The sequence below is a fragment of the Sphingobium sp. AntQ-1 genome, from assembly GCF_028538045.1.
GTDB lineage: Bacteria > Pseudomonadota > Alphaproteobacteria > Sphingomonadales > Sphingomonadaceae > Sphingobium > Sphingobium cupriresistens.
Map to the genome: position 1 here is coordinate 2,323,141 of NZ_CP117158.1, position 24,636 is coordinate 2,347,776.

The window sequence follows — 24,636 nt, forward strand, 5'->3', positions numbered from 1 at the left end:
CACCCGTGACGCTTCTGTCCCTGTTGCTGGCCGCCGGCTGCAACCAGGCGTCGGACAAGAGCGCCGACCAGCCCGGCGTCGTCGCCAACATATTGGACCAGACGCTGCCCAATGTGGAGGAAGCGCCGCCTGCCGCCAATGCGATTACGCCGGTGGAATCGCCGCCGAAGATCGACACGCCCCCGCCCGAAGCGGCTCCCGTCGGCCTGATCCCCGCCGCCATGCAGGGCAACTGGACCGGCACGCAGGATCGATGCGGCGATCGCAGCGCCGATCTTGAACTGACCGTCACCCCCGACCGGCTGTTGTTCCACGAAAGCGTCGGTACGGTGCAAAGCGTGACGGCAGGCGAGGATGGCCGCGCCGCTGTGGAAGCGGCCTTCACCGGCGAAGGCCAGAGCTGGACCCGCACCCTGGCGTTGCGCACGTCGCCGGACGGCAAGGCGCTGACCATCGTCTATGACGGGACGGCGGTTACGCGCAAGCGTTGTTGAAGGGCGAGGCGTTGCTTTGACACCCGCCCCTTCCCCCTCCGCCTTCTGCCCGCTACAGCCACGCGATGATCGGCCGCCTTACCTTGAGCGATTTCCGCAATCATGCGGACGCGCTGATCCTGCCCGACCATAGCTTCATCCTGCTGACCGGCGACAATGGCGCGGGCAAGACCAACATATTGGAAGCGGTGTCGATGCTGGCGCCCGGTCGCGGGCTGCGCGGCGCGCCGCTGTCCGCCATGGCGCGGCAGGAGGGGAGCGGAGGCTTCGGCATCGCGGCGGAAGTGGACGGCGTGGTGTTGGGCACCGGCGTCGCCGCCGCCAGCCCGGAACGGCGACAGGTGCGGATCGGCGGCGTGGCCTCCTCCGCCAACGCGCTGGCCGACCATCTGGCGATCGTCTGGCTCACCCCGGCGATGGACCGGCTGTTCCTCGACAGTCCCGGCGGGCGACGGCGCTTCCTCGACCGGCTGACGCTGGCGCTGCATTCGGGCCATGCGATGCACAGCGCCCGCTATGACGCGGCGATGCGGGCGCGCAACCGGCTGCTCACCGACCCGCGCCGAGCCGACCCGGCCTGGTTGTCGGCGTTGGAGGCGCAAATGGGCGAGCATGGTGCAGCGCTGGCGGGTGCGCGCGCCGATCTGGTGGCGCGGTTGAACGCGATGCTGGCGGACCAGCCCGACGAGCCCTTCGCCCGGCCGCGGATCGCGATCGAAGGCGAGGATGCCGGCGACGACGCGCTGGCGGATCGGCTGGCGCGCGAGCGGCGGCGCGATGCGGCGGCGGGGCGCACCCTGTCCGGCCCGCATCGCCACGACCTGGCCGTCACCCATATCGCCAAGGATCAGCCCGCTGCGCTCTGTTCGACCGGCGAGCAGAAGGCGCTGCTGCTCTCGATCCTGCTGGCCCATGCCGCGCTGGTGGCGGCCACGCGCGGCCAGCCGCCCGTGCTGCTGCTGGATGAGGTTGCGGCTCATCTCGACCCGTCCCGCCGCAGCGCATTATTCCAACGATTGCGGGAAACCGGGGGGCAGGTGTGGATGACGGGTACAGAATCCAGTCTTTTCAACGATCTGGATGATGCAACCCGATTGACGGTAACGGCCGGGCAGGTTTTTCGTTCCGCAGCATAACGCATCGACGAAACGACTCGTCGCCCCACGCTTGTCCATCCGTCCGGCGTCTGCCCTAAGACCGGCATCGGGGTTCAAGCCTACAAAATAAGTCGGGGTCGCAATCACATGGTCGTTGGTTTTCGCGCGTTTTTCGCGGCGTCTATTCTTGCGCTCTCGACCCTTTTCGCTGTTCCCGCCACCGCCGGCACACTCCAGTGCGTTCCTTTCGCCCGGCAGGTTTCCGGCATCGACATCCATGGCAACGCCAATACCTGGTGGGGCCAGGCCGAAGGGCGCTACGACCGTGGTCATGAACCCCGCGTCGGTGCCGTCCTGGCCTTCGCCGCCAGCCGTTCGATGCCGGTCGGCCATGTCGCCATGGTCAGCAAGGTGGTCAGCGGCCGCGAAGTGCTGCTGACCCACGCCAACTGGTCCTATCGCGGCGGCATCGAGCGCAACGTCCGCGCCATCGACGTGTCGGCCAATAACGACTGGACCGATGTCCGGGTATGGTATGGTCCGATCGGCGACCTGGGCCTGCGTTCCAACCCGGCGCGCGGCTTCATCTACGCCCAGCCGTCCAAGACCATCGATCAGCCCGTCCAGATCGCGTCGGCCGACGCGACCGGCGGCGCTGCGGTGCGCGCCGCTTTCTGATCGCGGCGCGCGATCGACAACGCCTGCGGCGCGGATCGATCGCTTTTTTCCAAACCCTTACATCGCTGATGCAGGCTTAACCTCTTCTCAAACCATGGCGGCCTAGGGTCATCCTTGGTGGGGCGATTCTTGTTATCGGGATCGCATAAGATGTTTCGAGCGATACGCCGGACTGCGGCATGGCTGCTGTTGTCCGGTCTGGCGGCCGCGCCCTCCTGGGGGGCGGCGGTGCTGCAATGTGTGCCCTATGCCCGGATCGTATCGGGCGTGGCGATCAAGGGCGATGCGCTGACTTGGTGGGATCAGGCGGATGGTCAATATAAGCGCGGGACCAAGCCGAAAAAGGGTGCGGTGCTGGCTTTTCGGCCCAATGGTCCGATGCTGCTGGGCCATGTCGCGGTCATCAGCAAGGTGCTGGACGACCGCCGCGTACTGATCCGTCACGCCAACTGGTCCGTCCCCGGCGCGATCGAGGAGGATGTGCTGGCGATCGACGTGTCGGAGGATGGCGACTGGAGTCAGGTGAGGGTGTGGCATAGCCCGACGGGCCAGATGGGCGCGCGCACCAACCCGACCTTCGGTTTCATCTATCCGGCCAAGGCCCGGCTGCATGATTTCACCCCCGACCCGATACTGGGCGCGAGCGTGCGTTTCGCCAAGGTCGATTCGGATATGTGGGACGAACAGGGGCTGCCGCGGATGTTGCGGGAGCCGCGCGTAACGCCGGTCATGGCCAGCCCGCGCATGATCCAGGTCGCGCAGGCCAGGCCAGCGCCCAGGGCGCGCAAGGCCGTACCGCGGCTGGAGGCCGATCCCTTCGTCGTCGAATATGCCGACGCGGCTCCGTCGCAACGGACGCTGAGCGCGATCATCGCCGATGTGCGGCGCGAGGCGGTGATGAACTGATACAAAAAAGGGGCGCTCTCGTCGGCGCCCCTTTTTGTTTATTCGGCCTCGGTCGGCTTGTCTTCGGCAGACTTGTCTTCGATACCCTCGGCAGGATTTTCGAACCAGGCTTCGACTTCGCCGGTCAGCTTGATCGTCAGCGGATTGCCGTGACGGTCGCGGCTCTTGCCGGCGGCGACGCGAATCCAGCCCTCTGAGATCGAATATTCCTCCACATCCTTGCGCTCGCGGCCCTTGAACCGGATCCCGATGCCGCGTTGCAGCACCTCCATGTCGAAATGGGGGCTTTTGGGATTGGTGGACAGATGATCGGGGGGCGTGTCGCTCATGGTCATATTCCCTGGAAAGTTTGTTCGCGCCTAGCGCCTGGGGTCGCCGTCCGTCAACCGCCGCGCTTTTCATCGACGTCACAGAAGATGCGGCGAATGACGCCCGCGTCCAGCCAGGCGGTGAAGCGGTTTTCCGCGTCGGCGAGGCCCGCGAAGGGATAGGCGACCGGGCGATCATCCACCGCGCGGCTGGCCGCCATCAGCCGGGCGATAGCGTCGGGCGCGGTGGTCAGGATGCGCCCGCGCCGGTCGGTCGAGGCGCTGTTGACCCCCACGACATGGCCGTCTTCGGCAAAAACCGGCCCGCCGCTTATCCCCGACAAGGTGCCGTCTCCGTCAGGGATACGGCCCTTTTCGGCCCAGGCCAGGATCGGCTGGGTCAGGTCGCTGCGCCCACGCCGCGCGCTCGCCTCGCCGATTAGTTCTGACATGACCAATGTCGGTCGGCCGGCTGGAAAGCCCATATGAAAGCCCGGCGTGCCGGGTTGCGGGATGCGGCTGGACAGCGGCAGGGCGGCGGGACTGGTTATGCCGTCACGCACCAGCGCGGCGTCCGCCTCCACGCTTTCGATCACGCGCGACACCGGTCGCGCGAAACGGCCATCCTCAAGGCCCACGCGGGTGCAGCCATGGGTGACATGCTGGGCGGTCAGCCAGGCGCCGTCGCGGTCGACGGCAAAGGCGGTGCCCATCGAATCGGCTGGCCCGTTGGGATTATCCTCGATCACGAACTGTTCATCGCTCCAGTCGGGCATCGGCCGGCGCGGCGATCGCGGGTCGAACTGTTCGACCTTAAGCGGCGGCACGGCCATGTCCTGACCGAGCCACGCGACCAGCAACAGGCCCCCGAACGCGAAGGGCAGGCAGCCGCAGCCGCGCTTCGCCATCGCCTCAGCCCGCGACCGCGGCGGCGGTCAGGCAGGCGATCGCGGCTTTCATCATCGCCAGGAAGATCGCGGCCGATCGCTCGTTGGCCTCGATTCGCGCCGACAGGGTGCCGAGCAGGAAATCGACAAGGCGGAAGGCGACGAGTTGCAGCACCAATGTCACGCTGCCCCAGATGACGATGTCCCAGACATTGACCGACCCGGCGAGGCAGAAGCCCAACGGCGCCGCCAGCCCGATCGCGGCGCCGCCGAGCGAGATCGCTGCGGCTTCGTTGCCGCCGCGGATCAGCGCGAATTCGTCATGCGGGGTGATCCACATATAGAGGCCCAGCGCCGCCAGCCAGACCAGCGTCGCGCTGCCCAGATGCAGCAACAGGATGGGAAGGCCCGACAACAGGCTTTGAATCACGGGCATGGGATCGGTCATGCCGTCCCCAATGCCGTAACCCGCCCCAAGGTTCAATCGGGGCGGGTCACGGGTGAAATATAGCCGCTGGCGTTATCGGCAGATGCGCACGCGCACGTCGCGGTCGCGATAATAGTCGTAGCGCCATTCGGTCCAGCAGCGCGTGCGATAGCGATAGGCGGTCCGATAATGGCCGCGATGCCCGCGCCAATCGCGCCGGTCGCCGCGCCAGTGGCGGCGATCGTCCCAGCGCCTGTTGTCCCAGCGTCGATTGTCCCAGCGCCCGTCGCGGTCGCCGCGCCAGCCGGAGCCGCCATAATATTGCGCCTGGGCCGGGGCCGCTGCTGCGCCAAGGCCGGTGATGGCGAGGCTTAACGCGGCCGCGCCCTTCCAGAACAGGTTCATGTCTTTCTCTCCTCACAGATCCCGCCCGTCACGGGAGGGAGCATGAAAGGGAGAATGCATCGCGCCGACTGAACCGTCCGCGAATGGACATGTCAGCGACGGTTCAGGCTTTTCAGCGCCCCCGCAACGCCGCCTCGGCTTCCTGCATATAGTCGCGGGTGATCGGCAGCGCGCGGCGGTCGCGGCTATACTGGACCTGGAAATTCACCATGCCGCCATGTTCGAACACGGTCGCCGCCCCGGCCAAGTAGAAGGTCCACAGGCGAAAGAAGCGTTCGTCATAGAGGGCGACGATGTCGGCCTTGTGCGCCATGGTCCGCCGATACCATTCGCGGATGGTAAGGCCATAATGGATGCGCAGCACCTCCACATCCGTCACCATCAGCCTAGTGCCCTCGCTGCCCGCGATCATTTCCGACAGGGCCGGGATATAGCCGCCGGGGAAGATATATTTCTGGGTGAAGGCGTCGGTCACCCCCGGCCCGCCCATGCGGCCGATGGTGTGGACCAGCATCACCCCGTCCGGCGTCAGCAGGTTGCGGCAGGTGTCGAAGAAGGTACGGAAATGGGCGGTGCCTACATGTTCGAACATGCCCACCGACACGATCCGGTCGAACGGCCCCTTCATGTCGCGATAGTCGATCAGTTCGAAGCGGACATGGTCGGCGACGCCCGCATCGGCGGCCCGCTGGCGCGCGACCTTGAGCTGCTCTTCCGACAGGGTGATGCCGGTCACATCGACGCCGCAGGTGCGGTGCAGGTAGAGCGCCATGCCGCCCCAGCCGCAGCCTATGTCCAGCACCGTCATGCCCGGTTTCAGGTGCAGCTTGGCGGCGATATGCGCCTTCTTGTCTTCCTGCGCCTGTTCCAGCCCGATCCCGGCCTCATTGTCCGCATCGGGATAATAGGCGCAGCTATATTGGCGATCGCGGTCCAGGAAGAGGGCGTAGAGAGCGCCCGACAGGTCGTAATGATGAGCAACATTGGCCTTGGACCGCGCCTTGTGGTTGGCGCGCCACAGCTTTTGCCGCACGCTGCCGACGCTGCGCTTGAGCAGGTTCTTGGTTTCGATCGACTTGCCCTGTTCCCAAGGATTGTTCGCGCGGATCATGGACAGGAATTCCATGATGCCGCCGCCTTCGATCGCCACCCGTCCGTCGATCCAGGCTTCGGCCATGCCCAGCCGCGGATCCTTGACGATGTCGAAAGGCACCCGGCCGTCCTTGAAGCGCAGCGCGAGGTCGGGAAAGGCGGGGTCGGGCTGACCCACGGTGATCGTTTTGCCGTTGGCGTAGTAGACGGTCAGGCGACCGCGTGAGACCAACCGCTTGAGAACCAATTCAAACAGTTTCATTCCGCGACCTTGTCATGTCGTTACGCAAACGTCAAATGCCGGCATACCAATCATAGTCGGCATGGTCCTCCCAAAAACCACCCTTGCCTTTGCCGATTGCGGCCAGGCTGTCGACCGCTTCAATCCCCATCAGATATTTGGCCTGTTTATAGCCCAGCTGGCGTTCGACCCGCAGCCGCAGCGGCGCGCCATTGGCGACCGACAGCGGCCGGTCGTTGAGCGCGAAGGCCAATATGGTCTGGGGATGGAAAGCATCGGCCAGGTCGATGCTTTCATAATATGGCCGTCCGCCACCCATGTCGTCGGCGCAGCGAAAGACGATATAGCGCGCGCCGCTGCGAAGCCCCGCGCCATCTAGGATCGTCTTCAGGCGAACCCCGCGCCACTTGCCGATCGCGCTCCAGCCCTCGACGCAATCATGGCGGGTGATCTGTTCGCGATGGGGCAGCGTGCGCAACTGCGACAGCGATAGCGACAGGTCGCGCGATACCAGGCCGGTGACGTTCAGCCGCCAGTCCGCAAAGCCGCCATGCCACAGCGCCTTATAGGCGGGCGTATTGGGATTGGCGGTGCCGTTGGCGCGGAAGACGGGGGAAATCTGGTCGGGCCGGAATTCGCGCGCCAGCGCGTCGGGCGCCATCAGGCCGCGCTGCGCCCATTTATGGAAATTCTCGGCGGAAAAGAGCGTCTCGCGAAACGACTCGTTGCGCGCCAGCCGGTCGCAGCCGGCCAGCGTTGCGGTCGCGCCGAGCAGCAGATGGCGGCGGGTCAGGATCATGGCCGATCCTCCGACACGCGATAGCGGCCGGTGATCATCGAGCGCACCTCGTTCAGCGGTCCGGCGAGGACGACCATCAATATGTGAACCAGGAAGAAGGCGATGAGCGCGAAGGCGGTGATGAAATGGATCGATCGCGCCGACTGCCGTCCTCCGAACAGGTCCAGCAGCCAGGGCCAGGCCGCATTCATGCCTGGCGACATGGTGAGGCCGGTCAGGATGATGACCGGCAGCATGACGAAGATCACACCGATATAGCTCGCCTTTTGCAGCACGTTGTAGCGCAGCGCCGCCTGGCCAGTGGGGAAGCGCAGCCGGGCATGGTCCTTGATATCCTGCCACACATGGCGCGGGGCCAGTTCCCCGCGGCGAAAGGCGAGGTCGCGGGCGATGTGCCGGTTGGCGAGGCTCCAGAGCATGTAGGCGAGCAGTGCGAAGGCGAAGAGCGGCGCGGCGGCCAGATGCCAGTGGCGCGACAGGGCGAGGCTGTAATGGCCCGGCAGGGTGATCCAGCCGGGGAAGCGTTCCAACGTCAGCCAGGCCACATCGAAATTCGCGCCATATTGCCCCCAATAGAGGCGGGGATGGGCGTTGAAAATGCCAAGGCCACTGGTGAACAGCACATAGAGCAGCAGCGCATTGAGCCAATGCCATAAGCGGGTGGACAGGCGGTGGCGTTTGACGACACCGGCTTCCATGGGGGTCGGTCTGTCCATGATGATGATCCTATCCCATCTGTCGCAATAGTCCAATATTCGGTCCGTGGCTCGTTTTGGTTACAACCCGTCGCGAATGGCCGCATCGGGATCGCTCGACCGGGCAGCGCGGGCGTTGTCACACTTTTGCAACACAAGTCCTGAAATTGATTGAAATAAAGTCTGACCCCCTTTGCAACTCAATCTTGCGATCCTAGATGGCGGCTGCGTGATCATGATGCAGATCATGTTCTTGATCTCCCGATAACGGAGAGAAGAGTCGCAGGAGTTGTCGTGAGAATAAGTTCATGATTGCTTTGCATCGAACCTGAACGCCGGATGAATGTCTCAATCACGGCGACTAGATAATAAATGAGGACTTTATGAAGACTGTGATTTTCGCAGCCATTGCTGCTGCCACCGTTGTTTCCGCTCCTGCTTTCGCTCAGGACGCAGCGCCCTTCACCGGGCCGCGCGCGGGCGTCACCTTGGGTTATGACAAGATCGGCGGCGAAGAAGGCTTCTCCTACGGCGTCAACGCCGGCTACGACCTCGCGCTCGCGCCCCGCATCGTCGGCGGTGTCGAAGTCAGCCTGGGCGACACCACGGTCGACGACAGCGACCTGGACGTCAGCCGTGACATCACCGCCTCGCTGCGCGCCGGTTATGTCGTGACGCCCCGCGTCCTTGCCTTCGGCAAGGTCGGCTACACGTCGACCCGCTTCGAAGTCGACGGCGACGGCGTTGGCCTGGAAGGCGTGCGCTACGGTGGCGGCCTGGAGTTCGCGGCGACCCCGAACACCTATATCTCGGCTGAATATCAGCGCACCGAATATGAGCAGAACATCGGCGGCCGCGACGCCGCGGTGGTCGGCATCGGCTTCCGTTTCTGATCCCTCTCAAAAGGTCGGAATCAAGGAAGGGCGGTCCTGTAAAGGGCCGCCCTTTTTCTATATGACCTGTTATGCAGGAAGCGGTCGGATGTCGGGTTCCACCCATGTCAGTCGGGCTGGCGATGCCATCAATAGATCGCGTGACCAGTAAGAAAATGGCCATTCCTTGTTCTTCAGCGGCGAGCACATCAGCGCGGAATAGGCGGTCGCCGGCGTCACATCGTCCGGCAGCCCGGCCAGCAGGCGGCGCGCCATGTGCAGGGAGGCCAGGGTAATCGTCTCATGATAGCCGCTGCTGTCACTGTTCACGCCGCCGACACTCTCATTATAGCGGCGGATCATGTCGGGCATGTCCCGTTCGGGCTGCACATCCGGGCGCGTGCGGATCAGCCACAGGGCGGTCGCGAAATGCGCGTGATGGGTCCAGCGCTCCTTCGGCAGCGCGCAGGCGCAAAAGCCCTGCGCCAGCGCATCGATTTCGTCATCGGTCATCGTCTTCCCGCAAAAGAAAAGCCCCACCATCGCTGGCGGGGCTTCTTGTCCTGCACCCGTGGCGCATTCTATCGTCCCGCGATCATCCTAGCGCGGCTTGCTTCTCTTCGGCCAAGCGCTTTATTTCCGCCTTGCTCTTCTTCTCGCTCGCCGATTTGAGCTGGCCGCACGCGGCCATGATGTCGCGGCCGCGCGGGGTGCGCACCGGCGCGCTGATGCCGCCTTCGAACACGATGGAACTGAACGCGCGGATGCGGTCGGGCGTCGAACATTCATAATCGGTGCCCGGCCAGGGATTGAACGGGATCAGATTGACCTTGGCCGGCAGCTTATATTTGCGGATCAGCCGGACCAGCTCGCGCGCATCGTCATCGCTGTCATTCTTGTCGCGGATCATCACATATTCGAAGGTGATGCGCCGGGCATTGTTCGCCTTGGGATAGTCGGCGCAGGCCTGGAGCAGTTCCTCGATGCCATATTTGCGGTTCAAGGGCACCAGTTCGTCGCGCACCGCCTTGGTCACGCCATGGAGCGAGACGGCGAGGTTGACGCCAATCTCCTCGGCCGCGCGCGCCATCATCGGCACCACGCCCGACGTCGACAGGGTGATGCGCCGCTTCGACAAGGCCAGGCCATCGCCGTCCATGACGAGCTTGAGCGCATCGCGGACATGGTCGAAATTATAGAGCGGCTCACCCATGCCCATCATGACGATGTTGGTCAGCATCCGCCCGTCGGATGTATATTGCGGCGCGTCCTCGTCCTCATCGACGTCGTTCGCTACGGCCATATTGCCCTTGGGCCATTCGCCCAGCGAATCGCGGGCCAGCATGACCTGGCCGACGATCTCGCCCGGCGTCAGGTTGCGCACCAGCCGCATCGTGCCGGTGTGGCAGAAGCTGCAATTGAGCGTGCAGCCGACCTGGCTGGATACGCAGAGCGTGCCGCGATCCGCATCGGGGATGAAGACCATTTCATAGTCCTGGCCGTCGTCCGACCGCAGCAGCCATTTGCGCGTGCCGTCGCTTGACACCTGCGCCTCGACCACCTGCGGGCGGCCGACGACGAAGCGTTCGGCCATCCAGCCGCGCATCGGCTTGGCCAGGTCGGTCATGGCGTCGAATTCGGTGGTGCCGCGATGATAGAGCCAGTGGAACAGCTGCTTGGAGCGCAGCTTGGCGGCCTTTACGTCCAGTCCGGCCTCTTCCAGCACGGCTTTGATCTGCGGGCGCGACAGGCCCATCAGGTCGATACGCCCGTCTTCACGCGGCGTCACCGCGCGCGGCACGGGCACAGGGTCGATAAGGCCGGGAATCGGCATGAGCGGGCTGGCGGCTGATTGCATCGCGCGCCTCTAACCGATTTTTGCCGATTTTGGAAGTGGCGCGCGCCTAGCGCAGTCTGGCGCATCCCAGCGCCGCCGCGTCCATCGCCGTCGCTGCGCCGCGCAGCGCATAGCTGTCAGCGAAACCGCGCCCGTCCGCGCCCACGCCCGCGACGCTCATGCTGCTGGCCGATCGCATGGCCGCGACGATCTGCGCGTCGCCGCGGGCGTCGGGCGCCCAGGCATCCATCTGCCCGGCGACCAGCGCAAAGCGGCGCTCGCCCACGGTCAGCGTCACCCGCGCCTTGGCCGCCAGCGCCCGGCTGAGGCGGATATGCAGTTGCCCGCGCACCCGCCGGCGCGGCCATGTGCCGATCGAGGCGAACCCCTTGGGCATCTGGCCCCGTCGCGCGGCGGGCTGGGCGATGGCATAGCAGCGCGGCCCGTTCTGCCCCGCGCCGGGATCGCGAAAAGCGCCCCAACCCTCGAAAATACCCAGCGAATCGCGCGCTATGGCCGGTGAAGCCGCCAGCAGCGACAGGATCAGCAGGGCGATGACGCGAGGCATGATGCGGGCAAAGCCCATGCCGTCCCCATTTGCAACCCCGGCCCGATCAAAAGCGCGAAGGCGGTGCTTGCCCAACCCGTCATAGCGGTTATGAAGAAGCATCCATCATTGTCGCCGGGATTCGACCGAATCTCCGGCTATCGGCTTAAAAAGAAACGGACAGAACAGGGACATGAAGGCCACCATCGAACGCGCAACGCTCCTCAAGAGCCTGAGCCACGTCCAGTCGGTGGTCGAGCGGCGCAATACCATCCCCATCCTGTCAAACGTGCTGATCGAGGCGTCGGCCGATGGCGCGATCAAGCTGATGGCGACCGATCTCGATCTGCAGATCGTCGAAAGCGTGTCGGCGCAGGTGGAACAGGCCGGGGCAACCACCATTTCGGCCCACACCCTGTTCGACATTGCGCGCAAACTGCCCGAAGGCAGCCAGGTGTCGCTTGCGGCGGCCGAAGGCAAGATGCTGATCCAGGCTGGTCGCGCCCGTTTCAACCTGTCCACCCTGCCACGCGACGATTTCCCGGTGATCGCGGAGGGCGACCTGCCGACCCGCTTCGAACTGCCGGCCGAGACGCTCAAGCAGATCATTGATAAGACGCGCTTCGCCATCTCGACCGAAGAAACGCGCTATTATCTGAACGGCATCTATTTTCATGTGACGGATGACGACCAGCCGGTGCTGAAGGCCGCGGCGACCGACGGCCACCGCCTGGCCCGCGTCACCGTGACCCGCCCCGACGGCGCGGAGGGGATGCCCGGCATCATCATCCCGCGTAAGTGCATCGGCGAACTGCGCAAGCTGCTCGACGAGGTGGACGGTTCGGTCGGCATCGCCTTGTCCGCAAGCAAAATCCGCTTCGGCCTGGGCAGCGCGATCCTGACCAGCAAGCTGATCGACGGCACATTCCCCGACTATAGCCGCGTCATCCCTACCGCAAATGACAAACTGCTCAAGATCGACCCGCGCAGCTTCGAGGAGGGCGTCGATCGCGTCGCCACCATCGCCACCGAAAAGACCCGCGCGGTGAAGATGAGCCTGGACAAGGACAAGATCACCCTGTCCGTCACCAGCCCCGAAAATGGCACCGCGGCCGAGGAAGTGCCCGGCGCTTTTCAGGGCGAGGGCTTCGATATCGGCTTTAACGCGCGCTATCTGCTCGATATATTGGGGCAGATCGATAGCGATCTTGTCGAACTGCATCTGGCCGATGCGGCTGCGCCGACGCTGATTCGTGAAAATGACGCCAGCCCGGCACTTTATGTGCTGATGCCCATGCGCGTCTGACTTTCCTTTTGGTGCAGGTTTAGGCCTGCACGATTATGGATCGTCATGACGGGCCGGAAGTAATTCTCTGGCAAGGAGTTTGGGTTACCAACAGGCGCATGGCCCTGTTGCGCGCATCCCTTACCGATAGTCCGTCCCGCCCGATGACTCTGATGGTCGCGCTCGGCCTGTCTGAAAGCGGGACCGAGGTGTCGGCGTCCTGGATTTCCGGCGCGTTCATCCATATCGCGCGACTATGGCCGCTGATCCTGCTGGCCAAGATCTGCGTCATCGCGCTGCTCAATCTGCCCTTCTACTCCGGCGACGTCGTGCAGGTCGGCCTGATGGCTTCCATGTTGGCGATCGACGGGGCCCTGATGCTTGCGCCGCGCCGATCCTGGTTTCAGCGCCAGATGCCGCATGTCCAGAACTGGATGATGCTCCCACTTGTGTTCCTGTCGGGTCTGACCTTCAGCCTGTGGCTGGGATATGAGGCCAAGGCGGCGACCGATGCGCTGTTCCTGGCGGCGGTGCCCGAATTGGCGGTGGCGCTGCTGGCGGTGTGTATCTTCGGCGACCGGCGGTTGCTGGGGATCAGCTATTTCCTGGGCGCATTGCTGGTGTCGGTCGCGGAAAAGGCCGGGGTCGTCCAGATCGGCCTGCTGTGCAGTTGCGTCATCGTCATGCTGGTCGCGACGCTGCGGCAGGCGACCGCGGATCGCGATCAGGCGATCGCCCGGCATAGCCAGGATTTGCGCGCGCAGCGTTCCGACCGGCTGTTGCAGGAACATGAGCGCACGGGGCGCGGCTGGTTCTGGGAAACCGACCGCATGGGTTGCCTGACCTATATTAGCGACGCGCTGGCGCAGACGCTGGATGCGCCCGGCGACGGGCTGATCGGCCGGCCGATTACGGAGATTATTCGCCCCGGCGACAAGAAGCAGGGCGATGGCGAACGCACGCTTGGTTTCCATTTGTCCGCCCGCACCGGCTTTTCCGATCTGGCCGTGTGCGCCGCGCTGGCGAAGGAAGAACGGTGGTGGTCGATTTCCGGCCAGCCGGTTTTCAACGAATATGGCCAGTTTCACGGCTTTCGCGGGTCGGGCACCGACCTGACCGAAATGCGCCGCAGCCAGGCGGAGGTGACGCGCCTGGCCCAGTTCGATTCGCTGACGGGCCTGGCCAACCGCATCCAGATGCTCAGCTCGCTGGAGCAGGCGGTAGTCGACCGCCGCGGCAAACAGGGCGAATGCGCATTGATGATGCTGGACCTCGACCGGTTCAAGATCGTCAACGACACGCTGGGCCATCCGGCCGGCGACACGCTGTTGCGGCAGGTCGGCCAGCGGTTGCAGCGCGTGGTTGGCGACAAGGGGCTGGTGGGGCGTCAGGGTGGCGACGAATTCAAGCTGCTGCTGCCCGGCCGCCACGATCAGGCAGCGCTGGCCCAGCTGGCGCAAGCGATCATCGCGTCGATCTCGCAACCCTATATGATCGAAGGGACCGCCGTGGTCATCGGCGTATCTATCGGCATTAGCTGCTGCCCGCAGGACGGCGTCACCGCCGATGCGCTGATCCGCAACGCCGACCTCGCCCTCTATGCGGCCAAGGGCAATGGCCGCGGCGTCCATCGCTTCTATTCGTCGGACATGCATGCCGATGCGGAGGATCGCCGCGCGCTGGAGGAGGATCTGCGCCGGGCGCTCGCCGCCGACGGCCTGCATCTGGTCTATCAGCCGGTGGTGTCGTCCAAGACCGAGCAGATTACCGGTTATGAAGCGCTGCTGCGCTGGAACCATCCGGTGCGCGGGCCGATTTCCCCGGCGCTGTTCATCCCGATCGCGGAGGATAGCGGGCTGATCGGCCAGATCGGCGAATGGGTGATGCACACCGCCTGCCGCGACGCGGCCGATTGGCAGGACGGCATCCGCGTCGCCGTCAACGTCTCGCCCAGCCAGTTCGCCAATCCCGGCTTCCCGTCCACAGTGATGAACGCGCTGGCGGGCGCGCAACTGGCGCCCGAACGGCTGGAGCTGGAGATTACCGAAAGCGTGTTCCTGAACGACGACGACGGCACCGACGCGATGTTCACGCGGTTGAAGGCGATCGGCGTGCGGTTGGCGCTGGACGATTTCGGCACCGGCTATTCCTCGCTCGGCTATCTGAAGAAGGCGCCGTTCGACAAGATCAAGATCGACCAGAGCTTCGTGCGCGGCGCCGCGACCAAGGGCAGCCGCAACAGCGCGATCATCAAGGCGATCGTCAGCCTGGCCGAAGCGCTGGGCATGGACACCACGGCCGAGGGCGCGGAAACGCAGGACGAACTGGCGCTGATCCGCCAGCTTGGGTGCAGCCATATCCAGGGCTATATCTACGGCCGGCCGATGTCCGCCGCCGATGTGCTGGCGGGGCAGCGCCGCAAGGGCACCGCAGCCAGCGCCAACGGCTTCCAATCCAGCCGGCCCGAACGCAAGACGATGCTGCGCACCATCGCGATCCATCATGACGGTCATGTCTATACCGGCCGCGTTCGCAACATCTCCGCCACCGGCGCGCTGATCGAAGGATTGTGGAATGTGCCCGCAGGCACGTTGTTCGCGATCGAACTGGCCGAAAATCAGTTCGTCAATGCGACCAGCCGCTGGTCGAAGGATGATCGGATGGGCGTGGAGTTCGCCGGGTCGGTCGATATAAGCACCCTGCGCAATGCGCCCAAGTCGATGGCGGGGTGAGGGTGACGGCGGTATGCCAGCGCCGCTTGGCAACAAAATGTCACAGTGCCCGACGGGAACGTCGCAACTGTCCAGCGAGTATGCTCGACGCAATGTCAGCATGAGGACGGTCGATGCGCAATTTCGATGATCAGAATCTCAAAACACCGGCTCGCCGTCGTGGCGTCGGCAATCTTGCCATCTTGGGCATGGCGATGATTTTGGGGGTCGCGGCCCTGAGCGCCTATGTCATTTCCGGCAAGGACGCACCGGTCAAACCGGCGAGCGGATCGGCGCAGGCGATGGCGCTGGCGGGTTCCAAACCATCGCGTTGATCCACCCTCGGCACGCCGGACCTGTCCGGCATGATGAAATGACGAAGGGGAGGCGCAGATGATGCGCCTCCCCCTCGTCGTTGCTCATTGTTCGAAGCGCGCGATCAGGCGGCGATCGCCACCGGCTCCATCGCGGTATCCGCCACGACCAACCCACGACCCAGATCGCGGATCAGGCCGATGAAGCGGGTGGCTTCGCGCACGATCATCGCCTTGTTGAAACAGGCCGCCGCGCCCCGGTCCATCGCTTCGGCGACGATCGGCGCGCCGTCGCGCATCAGGCTGGAGAGCATGATGACGGGGCATGGCTCCATGTCCATGATCTCGTCCAATATCGCCAGGCCATCCTTGCCCGGCATGGCGATGTCCAGCGTCACGACATCGGGCTTTTCCAGCCGGATCATGTCGATCGCCTCTTCGCCATTGCGGGCGATGCCGACCACCTCGATCCGCCGGTCGCGCTCCAGCAGCGTTTCGATCATTGCGCGGATGGTGAGCGAATCGTCGACCACCACTATCCTGACGGGCTTCATCACAGGCGTCTCCCCAAACCGTTACACCTCCTCATAACGGCCGGGGAACGACAGCCTTTAACGTCCCTAATGCGGGTTTAACTACGCGGCCGGTTGCCCGCCGCGAAATTGGGGAAGAACAATTTGCGGAAGCTGATCGACACGGTCCGGCCCAGCGGGTCGAGATAGCCCGGCTGGTAACGCAGCGGCGTCGCCCCGGTCGCGTCGGTAACCTCCCGGCGCTGGTTGAAGATATTGTCGATGTTGAACGACACCCGCGCACCGCGCAGGAAGGGGATTTTGCGCTCCAGCCCCTGAACCTGCCCCAGATTGGCGAAGAGGCGCAGGTTCGCGGTGGCGAGGCTGCCGAAGTTCAGCCGCGAACTGCCGCCCGCCGTACCCGTCAGCGCGCCATCGACATGGGTGCCGCTTTCCCAGTCGATGCCCAGCCGCGCGCCGATGCCGTTGTTCATATAGCCGACCCGCGCCTCTATCTCGTGCCGGGGCTGGCCGCCCGACGATCCGGTGGCGTCGCCGTTCAGCAGGTTAAGCTGCGGCACGCCCGGCGCGATGGCGATGCTCTCGGTCAGATGCCAGGTATGATAGAGGCTGAACGTCATGCGCCCGCCGCCCTGGCCGCCGCCACGACCCCCGCCAAAACCGCCACGGGGGCCACCGCCACCCGGCCGCCCACCACCGCCCGGCCCCGCATTGTTGCCCTCACCGCGCGGCCGGTCGCCGCCGCCTTCCTGTCCGGGTGCGCGCGGGCCGCGGTTGCCGAACAGCGCCTGCAATTCGGGCGGCCGGTCCTCCGGCTTGCCGCCCGATGCGCGCCAGGCTTCCACCAGCTTCTGGACATGCGACTTGATCGGGATCGACAGGTCGAAGCCCCAGCGCAACTGCTCGCTCTGCGACGACAGGAAGTTGATCGGCCGTGCGTCGATCTGGAGCAGATTGCCGTCGGCGTCGCGCACGAAGCGCTGCGGATAGGCCGCCTCCAGCGCCGGGGTGGGCGTGGGGAAAGCGGCGATCGGGTTGCTGGTGCGGCTGTTGAGATAAGTGGCGGTCAGCGTCAGATTGGGCTTTTCGAACGGCTTGATCCGGGCGCTCAGGCGAAACTGGTCGCGCACGCTTTCGCGCAGGCTGGCGTTGCCGCCCGACAGTTGGGACACGAACACCGTCTGCCCGGTCGCATAGTCGAACACCGACACGTTGGGCGTCACGATCTGCGGATCGGTGATCTGCGTGCCGGTGGGCGCGGCGCGATCCTGATTGGCGGACAGCAACAATTGCACCGCCTTGACCGGTTCCCAGCGCAGGCCATAGCCCAGCGTCGAGAGCGTGCCTAAGTCCGAATAGCGTTGCGCCGCGGCGTTGACATTGACGCCGATGTCGCCCACCGCGCCCAGCACGCCCTTCGACCGGCTGGTCAGCGGCAGGTCGACGCTGATCTGCCCGCTGCCGATCTCCCGGCTATAGTCATTGCCGCTTGCCACGCCCGACCGGACCGACCGGCTTTCAAAGCCATTGGCCGATGCGCCGAGCCGGATCGATGTCATGACATCGCCCGCCGGCAGGTCGAACAGCGACCCGCTGACCAGCAGGTCGCCCTGCACCGCCCGGCTTTCCGCGCGGGCGCGGTCGGTCAGGCGGGTGGCGGTCAGCGCGGGGGCGAAGCTGCCATAGGGATTGACGCTGGCGTCGCCGGCATCGAGCGCCGTCTGGATCGCGCCGGTGTCTATGCCGCGATCGGTGCGGGTGCGGGTGATCGACAGGTCGCCATTGCCGGTGAAGGACCATTGCCAGCTCCCGCCCAGCCGCCCGCTCAGGGTCAGCCCGATATGGCCGGTCGTGCCCTTGGTCTGCTGCTGCAACGCGCCGCCCTGCGCCAGATAGCGATAGAGGATAACGTCATTGGCGAAGGGCGAGAAGGGGCTGCCCGTCGCCAGATCGAACGCGCCCTGCGACAGGCCCTGAAGCGAATCGCTGTCCGACAGTTCCAGCCGTCCGTTCAGCGTCGCCGACACCCCGCCCAGCGCGCGGGCCAGGGTGGCGTTGGCGGAAAAACTCTCCGTCTCCGGGCTGAGCGTGCGATAGCGGGTCAGGTCGCTGACGCTGGCGGCTTTCGCGCCCGCGACGAAATCGCCGAGCGTCGGCGCGCCCGCCGCCGCGCTGCCGGGTACGCTGGCCACGGTGACGCTCTGCCCCGCCAGCGCGGACAGCGAGGGATCGATTTCGCCATTCGCGCCCGTGCCGACGATGTTGCCCGTCAGCGCATAGGGGCGGCCCGGCGCTGTGGCGGTGATGCCCCGCTCGCTTTCCAGCAGCGCGGCCGCGCGGCTATATTGCAGGTTCAGGGTGAAGCGATTGTCGCCCTGGATGCGCAGCAGCCCGGCCTCCACCTTGCCATTCTCACGCCCGCCCTGGGTCGTCGTGCCCGCGCGTCCTTCGGCCGTTTCGGCGCGGAAGCGCTGGCGCAGGACGATGTTCACCACCTTCTGCGTCGGCGCATAGCCGTAGGAGAGGGCGACCTGTTCGGGCAAGATGTCGACCCGCGCCACCGCTTCGGACGGGATGTCCTGAATCTCGGAAAAGCTGGAGATGCGCTTGCCATTGAGCAGGATGACCGGCGATCCGTTGGTCTGCGGCGACAATTCGCTGATCAGTTCGGAAATGGAGGTGACGCCCAGAGCACGCACGTCGGCGGCCGACAATTGCTGTTCGGGCTGGACGTCGCCGATCACCGATCCGCGCTGCGGCTGGCCGGTAACGACGATTTCTTCGCCCTCGTCCATTTCGACGGGGGGTGCGGCCTTCTTCTCCTCCTGGGCCATCAGCGCGCCGGGCGCGACGCCGGCCATGAGCGCGACACTGAATAGGCAAGCGGAAAAACGCACGAAAACCCCCACAGAAAAACCGAACCTGATTCCCGGACTAGCAGCCGCTTGTCGCAAGATATTGGCAACGACCAGCGATATTTGTCGCAAGATGTAATGGGGCCGGCTGAACGTGGGCTGAGGCCGGGGTCTTGACCCTGCAATGTCAGGCCGCGTCGTGGAAGATGATGCCCAGCGTATAGCGCACGCCCGACAGCAAGCGGCTGACGCCGTGCCGCATCTGCACCCGATGCACGCCGCGCGCGCCCGTCACCAGCCGGTCGCGCACCGGGAAGATCACCGCATCGCCCTGGCCCAGCGGCACCACTTCGGGACGCGACTGCATCCGCGGCCGCTGCTCGGTCAGGACGAAGGCGCCGCCGGTAAAGTCGCGCTCCGGCTGCGACAGAAGGATCGCGACCTGCAATGGAAAGATATGCGGGCCATAGACATCCTGGTGCAGCGCATTCCAGTCGCCTGCCTCGTAGCGCAGCAGCAGCGGGGTCGGCTTGTCCTGCCCGGCCAGCGCGCAGCGGACCAGGAAATCGGCATGGCGCGCCGGATAGACGTCGCCGGTCCCCAGCATCGCCGCCCAGCGATTGGCCTGCGCCGCCAGTACGGGATAGAGGCTGTCCCGCAGCGCCGCGACCGGATCGGGCAGCGGATAGGCGCAATAGCGATAGCGCCCACGCCCATAGCCATGGCGCGCCATCACCACTTCCTTGCGAAAAGCGGCGGGATCGTCCCATAGCGCGACGATCGCGGCGCATTGGTCGGGGGTGAGGAGCGCAGGCAGGCGCGCGGCGCCATGGCGGTCGAAATCTGTGAGGTCCATGGGTGCCAGGATGAGCCTATCGCAGCGGGGCGTCATCCCATGGCTTGCGGTCAAAGCTTTTCTTCGCCGCTGCGGCTTTCTAGGATGGCGGGATGCGCACCCTTTATCCCCCGATCGCTCCCTTCGCCTCCGGCCATCTCGACGTGGGCGACCGCCATCATATCTATTGGGAGCGGGCCGGCACGCCCGGCGCGAAGCCGGCCGTGTTCCTGCATGGCGGGCCGGGCGGCGGCATATCGCCCGATCATCGCCGCCTGTTCGACCCGGCGCGCTACGATGTGCTGCTGTTCGACCAGCGCGGCTGCGGCCGATCGACGCCCCATGCCGATCTGACCGCCAACACGACCTGGGATCTGGTCGCCGATATCGAGCGGCTGCGGGTGATGATGGGCGTGGAGCGGTGGCTGGTGTTCGGCGGCAGTTGGGGATCGACGCTGGCGCTGGCCTATGCGCAGGCGCATGTCGAGCGAGTCACCGAACTGGTGCTGCGCGGCATCTTCACGATCCGACAGAGCGAGATCGACTGGTATTATCAGGCGGGCGCGAGCCGCATCTATCCCGACAAGTGGGAGCGGTTCGTCGCGCCGATAGCGGAGGCGGAACGGGGCGATCTGGTGGCGGCCTATCGCCGCCTGCTGACCGGCACGGACCGGGCGGCGCAGATCGCGGCCGCGCGGGCGTGGAGCGTGTGGGAGGGGGAGACGATCCGCCTGCTGCCCGACCCGGCGCTGTCGGCGACCCATGACGCCGACGATTTCGCGCTCGCCTTCGCCCGCATCGAAAATCATTATTTTGTTCATGGCGGCTGGCTGGAGGACGGGCAGCTGATCCGCGACGCGGGCAAGCTGGCGGACATTCCCGGCGTCATCGTGCAGGGCCGCTACGACATGGCCTGCCCGGCGGAAACCGCCTGGGCGCTGCATCGCGCCTGGCCGCAGGCGCGCTTCGAAATGATCGAGGGGGCGGGGCACGCCTATAATGAACCGGGCATAATGGACGCGCTGATCCGCGCGACCGACGGCTTTGCGGACATAATAGAGGGATGAGGGGGCAGCCCATGAGCGGAACGGCCATTGTCGGCATCATCATACTGATCTTCGTGACCGGGTTCGGCCTGCTGGCTGGCTGCCCCGCTTATAATGTATACAGTCAGGAACAGGCCGGGCGGGCGGCGCTCGCCGAAGCGCAATCGTCGCGCCAGATAGCGGTGCTGGAAGCGCGCGCCCGGCTGGAAAGCGCCAAGATGCTGGCGGATGCCGAGGTCGTGCGAGCGGAGGGGGCAGCGCGTGCCAACCGAATATTGCAGGACAGCCTCGGCGGACCCGACGGCTATCTACGCTATCTGCAAATTCAGGCTATCGACGCCAAGGATGCCAATATTATCTACGTGCCAACCGAAGGCGGTCTGCCGCTGCTGGAAAGCAACCGTCTGGCGCCCCGGACCAGCCCGGCGCCATAAAGGCCTCAGCGCGTGCCCGGCCCCAAGGCGGGATCGAGGTCGCGGGGGCGGGTGAAGCTGCTCAGCGTCGCGCACTTCTCGCCTGCTTGCCCCCAGCGGTCGATGGCGAGGTCGAGCACGGCGATGCTGGCGGTCGGGAACTTGACCTCCACATCCTCGCGCAGCGGATTGACGCCGTCGTCGGGGACGAGGTCGAGGATCAGCTCCTCCAGCCCCGGATTATGCCCGGCCAACAGCGCGCTGTCGGCGCTGTCGGGCAGGTCGCGCACGACGTCGAACAGGGTGGGCGCGGACGCCAGGTAGATGCGCCGGTCCCAGCGCGCGTCGAGCGTCTGGCCATAGCCCGCGAAGAAGGTTTCCAGCGTCTGCATCACCCGCACCGCGGGGGAGGCGACCAGCAGGTCGAACTGCATCTTCCGCTGGGCGGCGAACTGGCCCATCAACATCGCGGCCTTTTCGCCGCGGCGATTCAAGGGCCGGTCGAAATCGCGCGCCACCGGATCGTCCCAGTCCGATTTGGCGTGGCGCAACAGGGTCAGGCGCTTCATTGTCTCTCCTGTTCGGGAGTCCCTGATCGGGGCAGGCCGGATTCGCCCCCCTGATGCCCGAACAGGCCGGTTTCGCCAAGCGTTTCGCGATGCGACGCCCCGCTGACGGCGATGATCGCCTCGTCCAGCGTCAGGCGGCGGATCGGCGTTCCGGGCGGGAAGGCGCTCAGCAAGCGGCTGGGCATGGCGGCGGACAGGATGACGAAATGGCCCTTGTCCTCGGCCCGTCGGATCAGGCGGCCAAAGGCCTGCGCCAGCCGCGCGCGGATCAGCCGGTCGTCATAGGCGCTGCCGCCGCCCGCCAGTCTGCGGGCGGCGTGCAGCACGGTGGGCTTGGACCAGGGCACGCCCTCCATCACCACCAGCCGCAGCGAATGCCCCGGCACGTCAACGCCGTCCCGTAAAGCATCTGTGCCCAGCAGCGAGGCGCGCGGATCGTCGCGGAAGATATCGACCAGCGTACCGGTATCCATCGGGTCGACATGCTGGGCGTAGAGGGGCAGGCCCGCGCGCGCCAACCGGTCGGCGATACGCGCATGGACCGCGCGCAGCCGCCGGATCGCGGTGAACAGCCCCAGCGTCCCGCCGCCCGCCGCCTCGACCAGCCGGCCATAGGCGCCGGACAGCGCCGCTATATCGCCGCGCTTGATGTCGGTGACGATCAGCACTTCGGCGCGGCCGGGATAGTCGAACGGGCTGGCCGCCTCGAACCGTTCCGCGCCATAGGGCAGATGCGTTGCGCCGCTGCGCTCCTCCGCATTGGACCAGTCACCGCCGCCCTTGAGCGTGGCGGAGGTCAACAGCACGCCCTGTGCGGGCTTCAGCACGGTTTCGGCGAGCGGGCGGGTGGGATCGAGCCAGTGGCGATGGATGCCGATATCGAACTCGCGCCCTTCGACCCGGTCCACCGTCATCCAGTCGACATAGTCGGGGTCGGCCGGCCCCCCAACGCGCGCGAGCAGCGCCAGCCAGGCCGCGATCAGGTCGCGCCGCCAGCCGAGCGAGGCGATCGCGCCCTCGACCCGCGCGCGCGCCGCGCCGTCCAGCCAGTCGGGCGCATCCTCGATCACCGCCTCCAGCCGTCGGGACAGACGCACCAGCGGCTTGATCAGCGCGTCGAGCGCCAGTGCGGCCTCCTGTGCCGCCTCGACCAGCGCGCCGTCGGGTTCGGCCAGTTCGGTTTCCAGCCCATAGCCGGCATCCGCCTCGCCCGCCGCTTCCGCGCGGGTATAGACGGTGCCGCGCACCGCGGCGAGCAGCGTTTCCAATGGTCCGAACGGCTCGGCCGCCACCACCCGCTTCAACCAGTCGTCGGCGGGCAGCGCCTGCGCCGCGTCCACCGCCGCGCGAATCGCCTGGCCGCCTTCCTCGTCATAGCTGGCGAGGTCGGACAGGCGCGCCGCCAGCCCGCGCCGCCGTCCGCGCGATCCGCCCTCCGGTCCCATGATCCAGCGGCGCAGTTCGATCGCCTCCTGACCCGACAGGACGACGGAGAAGGTCGAATCGGCGGCGTCGAACAGATGATGGCCTTCGTCGAAGATGATGCGTTGCGGGCGCTGGCCGGTTTCGCGGCCGCGCGCGGCGTTGATCATCACCAGCGCATGGTTGGCGATGACGATGTCCGCGTCGGCCGATGCGCGGGCCGACCGCTCGATGAAGCATTTGCGATAATGGGGGCAGCCGGCATAGATGCACTCGCCGCGCCGGTCGGTGAGGGCCGTGGAGCCGTTGCGCCGGAACAAGGTGGGCAGCCATCCGGGCAGGTCGCCGCCGACCATGTCGCCATCCTTGCTGAACGCGGCCCAGCGCGCCACCAACTGGGCCAGGATCGCCGCGCGACCGGCAAAGCCGCCCTGCAACGCATCTTCCAGATTGAGCAGGCAGAGATAATTTTCCCGCCCCTTGCGCACCACTACCCGCTTCGCCGCGACCGCGGGATCGGGAAAGAGACGGAGCGATTCGCGGTCGAGCTGGCGTTGCAGCGCCTTGGTATAGGTGGACACCCAGACCGTGCCCTGCGCTTGCATTGCCCAGAGGGAGGCGGGGGCGAGATAGCCCAATGTCTTGCCGATGCCGGTGCCCGCTTCGGCCAGCAGCATATTGGGCTGGTCGCGATGCTTGCGGGGCAAGAAAGCGGTGCTGGCGGCGGCGGCATAGGCGCGCTGGCCGGGGCGCGGTTCCGCCCCCGCGCCGGTCAGCGCGTCCAGTCGCGCTAATATCTGCTCCTCGTTCAGGCTGACGGTGCGCGGGGCGGGGCGGGGCTGCGCCTCCTCCCATTCGGGCAGTTTGGAAAAGAGCCAGCGCTCCGCTTGCCTAGGCCGGGCGATGCGCGGCGCGACCAGCGGCGACCAGGGCCAGCGCAGTCGATGCAGCGCCTGCGCCGCCGTCCAGCCACCCTCCCGCTCGGTCCAGTCGGCCGCGTCCAGTCGGCCCAGCAGCAACGCCGCCCCCTGCTGCAACAGTGCCGGGATGTCCGACTCGCTGGCCGGCGCGGGCAAGCCGAGCGCCGCGGCCAGCCCCTTGGGCGTGGGCACGAGGAAGCGCGCGGGATGGAGAAAGGCCCAGAGTTCGAGCAGGTCGAGCCCATTGAGTTCGGGATAGCCGAGCCGTTGGCCGGTGAGGGGCGCGTTCAGCAGCAGCACCGGGGTTTCGGCGGTGCGCGCGATCGCCTGCCCCTTGGCCAGCGCCTGGGTGCGGTCGCCTTCGCGCAACCAGATGCCGCCATGGCTGGCGTGGAGCGCGGGCAGGGTGGCGGGATCGATCACCTGTCCGGGCTTAGGCGAACAGGAA

Annotated in this window: 25 protein-coding genes; 10 read left to right on the plus strand and 15 right to left on the minus strand. The window is 66.0% G+C overall.

Annotated elements, in window-relative coordinates; all coding sequences use genetic code 11:
- The first annotated feature begins 5 nt into the window (after positions 1 to 5).
- From sphantq_RS11635 to sphantq_RS11650, 4 genes are all read left to right on the plus strand, one after another.
- Positions 6 to 494, plus strand: a complete 489-nt coding sequence (locus sphantq_RS11635; RefSeq protein ID WP_272798567.1) for a hypothetical protein — start codon at positions 6 to 8, stop codon at positions 492 to 494.
- Positions 495 to 559: 65 nt separating this feature from the next.
- Entirely contained in the window at positions 560 to 1,630 is a 1,071-nt protein-coding gene (gene recF, locus sphantq_RS11640; protein ID WP_066599562.1) for a DNA replication/repair protein RecF, read from the plus strand.
- Positions 1,631 to 1,738: 108 nt separating this feature from the next.
- Entirely contained in the window at positions 1,739 to 2,269 is a 531-nt protein-coding gene (locus sphantq_RS11645; RefSeq protein ID WP_129925675.1) for a CHAP domain-containing protein, read from the plus strand.
- Positions 2,270 to 2,419: 150 nt separating this feature from the next.
- Positions 2,420 to 3,175 (plus strand): CHAP domain-containing protein, encoded by a 756-nt coding sequence (locus sphantq_RS11650; RefSeq protein WP_066599568.1) that lies wholly within the window; start codon positions 2,420 to 2,422, stop codon positions 3,173 to 3,175.
- A gap of 38 nt (positions 3,176 to 3,213) precedes the next feature.
- Here the strand turns inward: sphantq_RS11650 and sphantq_RS11655 are convergent, their stop codons facing one another.
- The 7 genes from sphantq_RS11655 to sphantq_RS11685 form a co-directional block, all read right to left on the minus strand.
- Positions 3,214 to 3,504 carry a DUF3297 family protein gene (locus sphantq_RS11655; RefSeq protein ID WP_066599573.1) on the minus strand — a complete coding sequence of 97 codons (291 nt, stop codon included), beginning with the start codon at positions 3,502 to 3,504 and terminating at the stop codon, positions 3,214 to 3,216.
- A 53-nt stretch (positions 3,505 to 3,557) separates the two neighbouring features.
- Positions 3,558 to 4,391, minus strand: coding sequence for a S1 family peptidase (locus sphantq_RS11660; protein ID WP_066599575.1), 834 nt, complete (start codon positions 4,389 to 4,391; stop codon positions 3,558 to 3,560).
- A gap of 4 nt (positions 4,392 to 4,395) precedes the next feature.
- The gene (locus tag sphantq_RS11665; RefSeq protein ID WP_066599578.1) at positions 4,396 to 4,818 is read right to left on the minus strand and encodes a DUF350 domain-containing protein; all 423 of its coding nucleotides are present in this window, start codon (positions 4,816 to 4,818) and stop codon (positions 4,396 to 4,398) included.
- A 72-nt stretch (positions 4,819 to 4,890) separates the two neighbouring features.
- Positions 4,891 to 5,202: a hypothetical protein gene (locus sphantq_RS11670; RefSeq protein ID WP_272798568.1), complete on the minus strand. Its 312-nt coding sequence runs from the start codon at positions 5,200 to 5,202 to the stop codon at positions 4,891 to 4,893.
- Positions 5,203 to 5,314: 112 nt separating this feature from the next.
- Positions 5,315 to 6,556 (minus strand): SAM-dependent methyltransferase, encoded by a 1,242-nt coding sequence (locus tag sphantq_RS11675; RefSeq protein WP_066599586.1) that lies wholly within the window; start codon positions 6,554 to 6,556, stop codon positions 5,315 to 5,317.
- 31 nt (positions 6,557 to 6,587) lie between these two features.
- Positions 6,588 to 7,334: a molybdopterin-dependent oxidoreductase gene (locus sphantq_RS11680; RefSeq protein ID WP_272798569.1), complete on the minus strand. Its 747-nt coding sequence runs from the start codon at positions 7,332 to 7,334 to the stop codon at positions 6,588 to 6,590.
- A complete protein-coding gene (locus sphantq_RS11685; RefSeq protein ID WP_272798570.1) occupies positions 7,331 to 8,050 on the minus strand; it encodes a cytochrome b/b6 domain-containing protein in 720 nt (239 codons plus the stop codon). The genes sphantq_RS11680 and sphantq_RS11685 overlap by 4 nt, the downstream gene beginning before the upstream one ends.
- A gap of 362 nt (positions 8,051 to 8,412) precedes the next feature.
- Between sphantq_RS11685 and sphantq_RS11690 the strand changes: the two genes are divergently transcribed.
- Complete coding sequence (locus sphantq_RS11690) at positions 8,413 to 8,922, plus strand: porin family protein (RefSeq protein WP_066599593.1); 510 nt, start codon at positions 8,413 to 8,415, stop codon at positions 8,920 to 8,922.
- Positions 8,923 to 8,991: 69 nt separating this feature from the next.
- On the opposite strand, the gene sphantq_RS11695 is transcribed toward sphantq_RS11690, so the two are convergent.
- The 3 genes from sphantq_RS11695 to sphantq_RS11705 all read right to left on the minus strand — a co-directional run bounded on the left by sphantq_RS11695 (position 8,992) and on the right by sphantq_RS11705 (position 11,306).
- Entirely contained in the window at positions 8,992 to 9,414 is a 423-nt protein-coding gene (locus tag sphantq_RS11695; RefSeq protein WP_066599595.1) for a hypothetical protein, read from the minus strand.
- 82 nt (positions 9,415 to 9,496) lie between these two features.
- The gene (rlmN, locus tag sphantq_RS11700; protein ID WP_129925685.1) at positions 9,497 to 10,759 is read right to left on the minus strand and encodes a 23S rRNA (adenine(2503)-C(2))-methyltransferase RlmN; all 1,263 of its coding nucleotides are present in this window, start codon (positions 10,757 to 10,759) and stop codon (positions 9,497 to 9,499) included.
- A gap of 46 nt (positions 10,760 to 10,805) precedes the next feature.
- Positions 10,806 to 11,306: a hypothetical protein gene (locus sphantq_RS11705; protein ID WP_066604819.1), complete on the minus strand. Its 501-nt coding sequence runs from the start codon at positions 11,304 to 11,306 to the stop codon at positions 10,806 to 10,808.
- A 172-nt stretch (positions 11,307 to 11,478) separates the two neighbouring features.
- On the opposite strand from sphantq_RS11705, the gene dnaN reads away from it, so the two are divergent.
- The 3 genes from dnaN to sphantq_RS11720 all read left to right on the plus strand — a co-directional run bounded on the left by dnaN (position 11,479) and on the right by sphantq_RS11720 (position 15,616).
- Positions 11,479 to 12,591, plus strand: coding sequence for a DNA polymerase III subunit beta (gene dnaN / locus sphantq_RS11710; RefSeq protein WP_066599604.1), 1,113 nt, complete (start codon positions 11,479 to 11,481; stop codon positions 12,589 to 12,591).
- A 98-nt stretch (positions 12,592 to 12,689) separates the two neighbouring features.
- Positions 12,690 to 15,302, plus strand: coding sequence for an EAL domain-containing protein (locus sphantq_RS11715; RefSeq protein ID WP_272798571.1), 2,613 nt, complete (start codon positions 12,690 to 12,692; stop codon positions 15,300 to 15,302).
- 113 nt (positions 15,303 to 15,415) lie between these two features.
- On the plus strand, positions 15,416 to 15,616 hold the full coding sequence (locus tag sphantq_RS11720; protein ID WP_066599610.1) for a hypothetical protein: 201 nt from the start codon (positions 15,416 to 15,418) through the stop codon (positions 15,614 to 15,616).
- Positions 15,617 to 15,720: 104 nt separating this feature from the next.
- Here sphantq_RS11720 and sphantq_RS11725 read toward each other — a convergent pair whose 3' ends face one another.
- The 3 genes from sphantq_RS11725 to sphantq_RS11735 form a co-directional block, all read right to left on the minus strand.
- Positions 15,721 to 16,149 carry a response regulator gene (locus sphantq_RS11725; RefSeq protein ID WP_066599614.1) on the minus strand — a complete coding sequence of 143 codons (429 nt, stop codon included), beginning with the start codon at positions 16,147 to 16,149 and terminating at the stop codon, positions 15,721 to 15,723.
- A 77-nt stretch (positions 16,150 to 16,226) separates the two neighbouring features.
- A complete protein-coding gene (locus sphantq_RS11730; protein ID WP_272800222.1) occupies positions 16,227 to 18,989 on the minus strand; it encodes a TonB-dependent receptor in 2,763 nt (920 codons plus the stop codon).
- 181 nt (positions 18,990 to 19,170) lie between these two features.
- Positions 19,171 to 19,839: a 2OG-Fe(II) oxygenase gene (locus sphantq_RS11735; protein ID WP_272798572.1), complete on the minus strand. Its 669-nt coding sequence runs from the start codon at positions 19,837 to 19,839 to the stop codon at positions 19,171 to 19,173.
- Between the two features lie 92 nt (positions 19,840 to 19,931).
- Between sphantq_RS11735 and pip the strand changes: the two genes are divergently transcribed.
- Both pip and sphantq_RS11745 read left to right on the plus strand, forming a co-directional pair.
- Positions 19,932 to 20,885 carry a prolyl aminopeptidase gene (gene pip, locus sphantq_RS11740; RefSeq protein ID WP_272798573.1) on the plus strand — a complete coding sequence of 318 codons (954 nt, stop codon included), beginning with the start codon at positions 19,932 to 19,934 and terminating at the stop codon, positions 20,883 to 20,885.
- A gap of 11 nt (positions 20,886 to 20,896) precedes the next feature.
- Complete coding sequence (locus tag sphantq_RS11745; protein ID WP_224547841.1) at positions 20,897 to 21,298, plus strand: membrane protease subunit; 402 nt, start codon at positions 20,897 to 20,899, stop codon at positions 21,296 to 21,298.
- A gap of 5 nt (positions 21,299 to 21,303) precedes the next feature.
- Here sphantq_RS11745 and sphantq_RS11750 read toward each other — a convergent pair whose 3' ends face one another.
- Together sphantq_RS11750 and sphantq_RS11755 are read right to left on the minus strand one after the other, a co-directional pair.
- Positions 21,304 to 21,846: a SixA phosphatase family protein gene (locus sphantq_RS11750; RefSeq protein WP_066599633.1), complete on the minus strand. Its 543-nt coding sequence runs from the start codon at positions 21,844 to 21,846 to the stop codon at positions 21,304 to 21,306.
- Positions 21,843 to 24,611 (minus strand): ATP-dependent DNA helicase, encoded by a 2,769-nt coding sequence (locus sphantq_RS11755; protein WP_129925694.1) that lies wholly within the window; start codon positions 24,609 to 24,611, stop codon positions 21,843 to 21,845. Before sphantq_RS11755 ends, sphantq_RS11750 begins: the two co-directional genes overlap by 4 nt.
- Between the last annotated feature and the right edge of the window lie 25 nt (positions 24,612 to 24,636).

Excerpts from the sequence above, each read along its gene's own strand:
- recF (WP_066599562.1), top strand. The coding sequence starts at position 560 with ATGATCGGCCGCCTTACCTTGAGCGATTTCCGCAATCATGCGGACGCG.
- sphantq_RS11645 (WP_129925675.1), top strand. The coding sequence starts at position 1,739 with ATGGTCGTTGGTTTTCGCGCGTTTTTCGCGGCGTCTATTCTTGCGCTC.
- sphantq_RS11650 (WP_066599568.1), top strand. The coding sequence starts at position 2,420 with ATGTTTCGAGCGATACGCCGGACTGCGGCATGGCTGCTGTTGTCCGGT.
- sphantq_RS11655 (WP_066599573.1), bottom strand. The coding sequence starts at position 3,504 with ATGAGCGACACGCCCCCCGATCATCTGTCCACCAATCCCAAAAGCCCC.
- sphantq_RS11660 (WP_066599575.1), bottom strand. The coding sequence starts at position 4,391 with ATGGCGAAGCGCGGCTGCGGCTGCCTGCCCTTCGCGTTCGGGGGCCTG.
- sphantq_RS11665 (WP_066599578.1), bottom strand. The coding sequence starts at position 4,818 with ATGACCGATCCCATGCCCGTGATTCAAAGCCTGTTGTCGGGCCTTCCC.
- sphantq_RS11670 (WP_272798568.1), bottom strand. The coding sequence starts at position 5,202 with ATGAACCTGTTCTGGAAGGGCGCGGCCGCGTTAAGCCTCGCCATCACC.
- sphantq_RS11675 (WP_066599586.1), bottom strand. The coding sequence starts at position 6,556 with ATGAAACTGTTTGAATTGGTTCTCAAGCGGTTGGTCTCACGCGGTCGC.
- sphantq_RS11680 (WP_272798569.1), bottom strand. The coding sequence starts at position 7,334 with ATGATCCTGACCCGCCGCCATCTGCTGCTCGGCGCGACCGCAACGCTG.
- sphantq_RS11685 (WP_272798570.1), bottom strand. The coding sequence starts at position 8,050 with ATGGACAGACCGACCCCCATGGAAGCCGGTGTCGTCAAACGCCACCGC.
- sphantq_RS11690 (WP_066599593.1), top strand. The coding sequence starts at position 8,413 with ATGAAGACTGTGATTTTCGCAGCCATTGCTGCTGCCACCGTTGTTTCC.
- sphantq_RS11695 (WP_066599595.1), bottom strand. The coding sequence starts at position 9,414 with ATGACCGATGACGAAATCGATGCGCTGGCGCAGGGCTTTTGCGCCTGC.
- rlmN (WP_129925685.1), bottom strand. The coding sequence starts at position 10,759 with ATGCAATCAGCCGCCAGCCCGCTCATGCCGATTCCCGGCCTTATCGAC.
- sphantq_RS11705 (WP_066604819.1), bottom strand. The coding sequence starts at position 11,306 with ATGCCTCGCGTCATCGCCCTGCTGATCCTGTCGCTGCTGGCGGCTTCA.
- dnaN (WP_066599604.1), top strand. The coding sequence starts at position 11,479 with ATGAAGGCCACCATCGAACGCGCAACGCTCCTCAAGAGCCTGAGCCAC.
- sphantq_RS11715 (WP_272798571.1), top strand. The coding sequence starts at position 12,690 with ATGGCCCTGTTGCGCGCATCCCTTACCGATAGTCCGTCCCGCCCGATG.
- sphantq_RS11720 (WP_066599610.1), top strand. The coding sequence starts at position 15,416 with ATGCGCAATTTCGATGATCAGAATCTCAAAACACCGGCTCGCCGTCGT.
- sphantq_RS11725 (WP_066599614.1), bottom strand. The coding sequence starts at position 16,149 with ATGAAGCCCGTCAGGATAGTGGTGGTCGACGATTCGCTCACCATCCGC.
- sphantq_RS11730 (WP_272800222.1), bottom strand. The coding sequence starts at position 18,989 with ATGGCCGGCGTCGCGCCCGGCGCGCTGATGGCCCAGGAGGAGAAGAAG.
- sphantq_RS11735 (WP_272798572.1), bottom strand. The coding sequence starts at position 19,839 with ATGGACCTCACAGATTTCGACCGCCATGGCGCCGCGCGCCTGCCTGCG.
- pip (WP_272798573.1), top strand. The coding sequence starts at position 19,932 with ATGCGCACCCTTTATCCCCCGATCGCTCCCTTCGCCTCCGGCCATCTC.
- sphantq_RS11745 (WP_224547841.1), top strand. The coding sequence starts at position 20,897 with ATGAGCGGAACGGCCATTGTCGGCATCATCATACTGATCTTCGTGACC.
- sphantq_RS11750 (WP_066599633.1), bottom strand. The coding sequence starts at position 21,846 with ATGAAGCGCCTGACCCTGTTGCGCCACGCCAAATCGGACTGGGACGAT.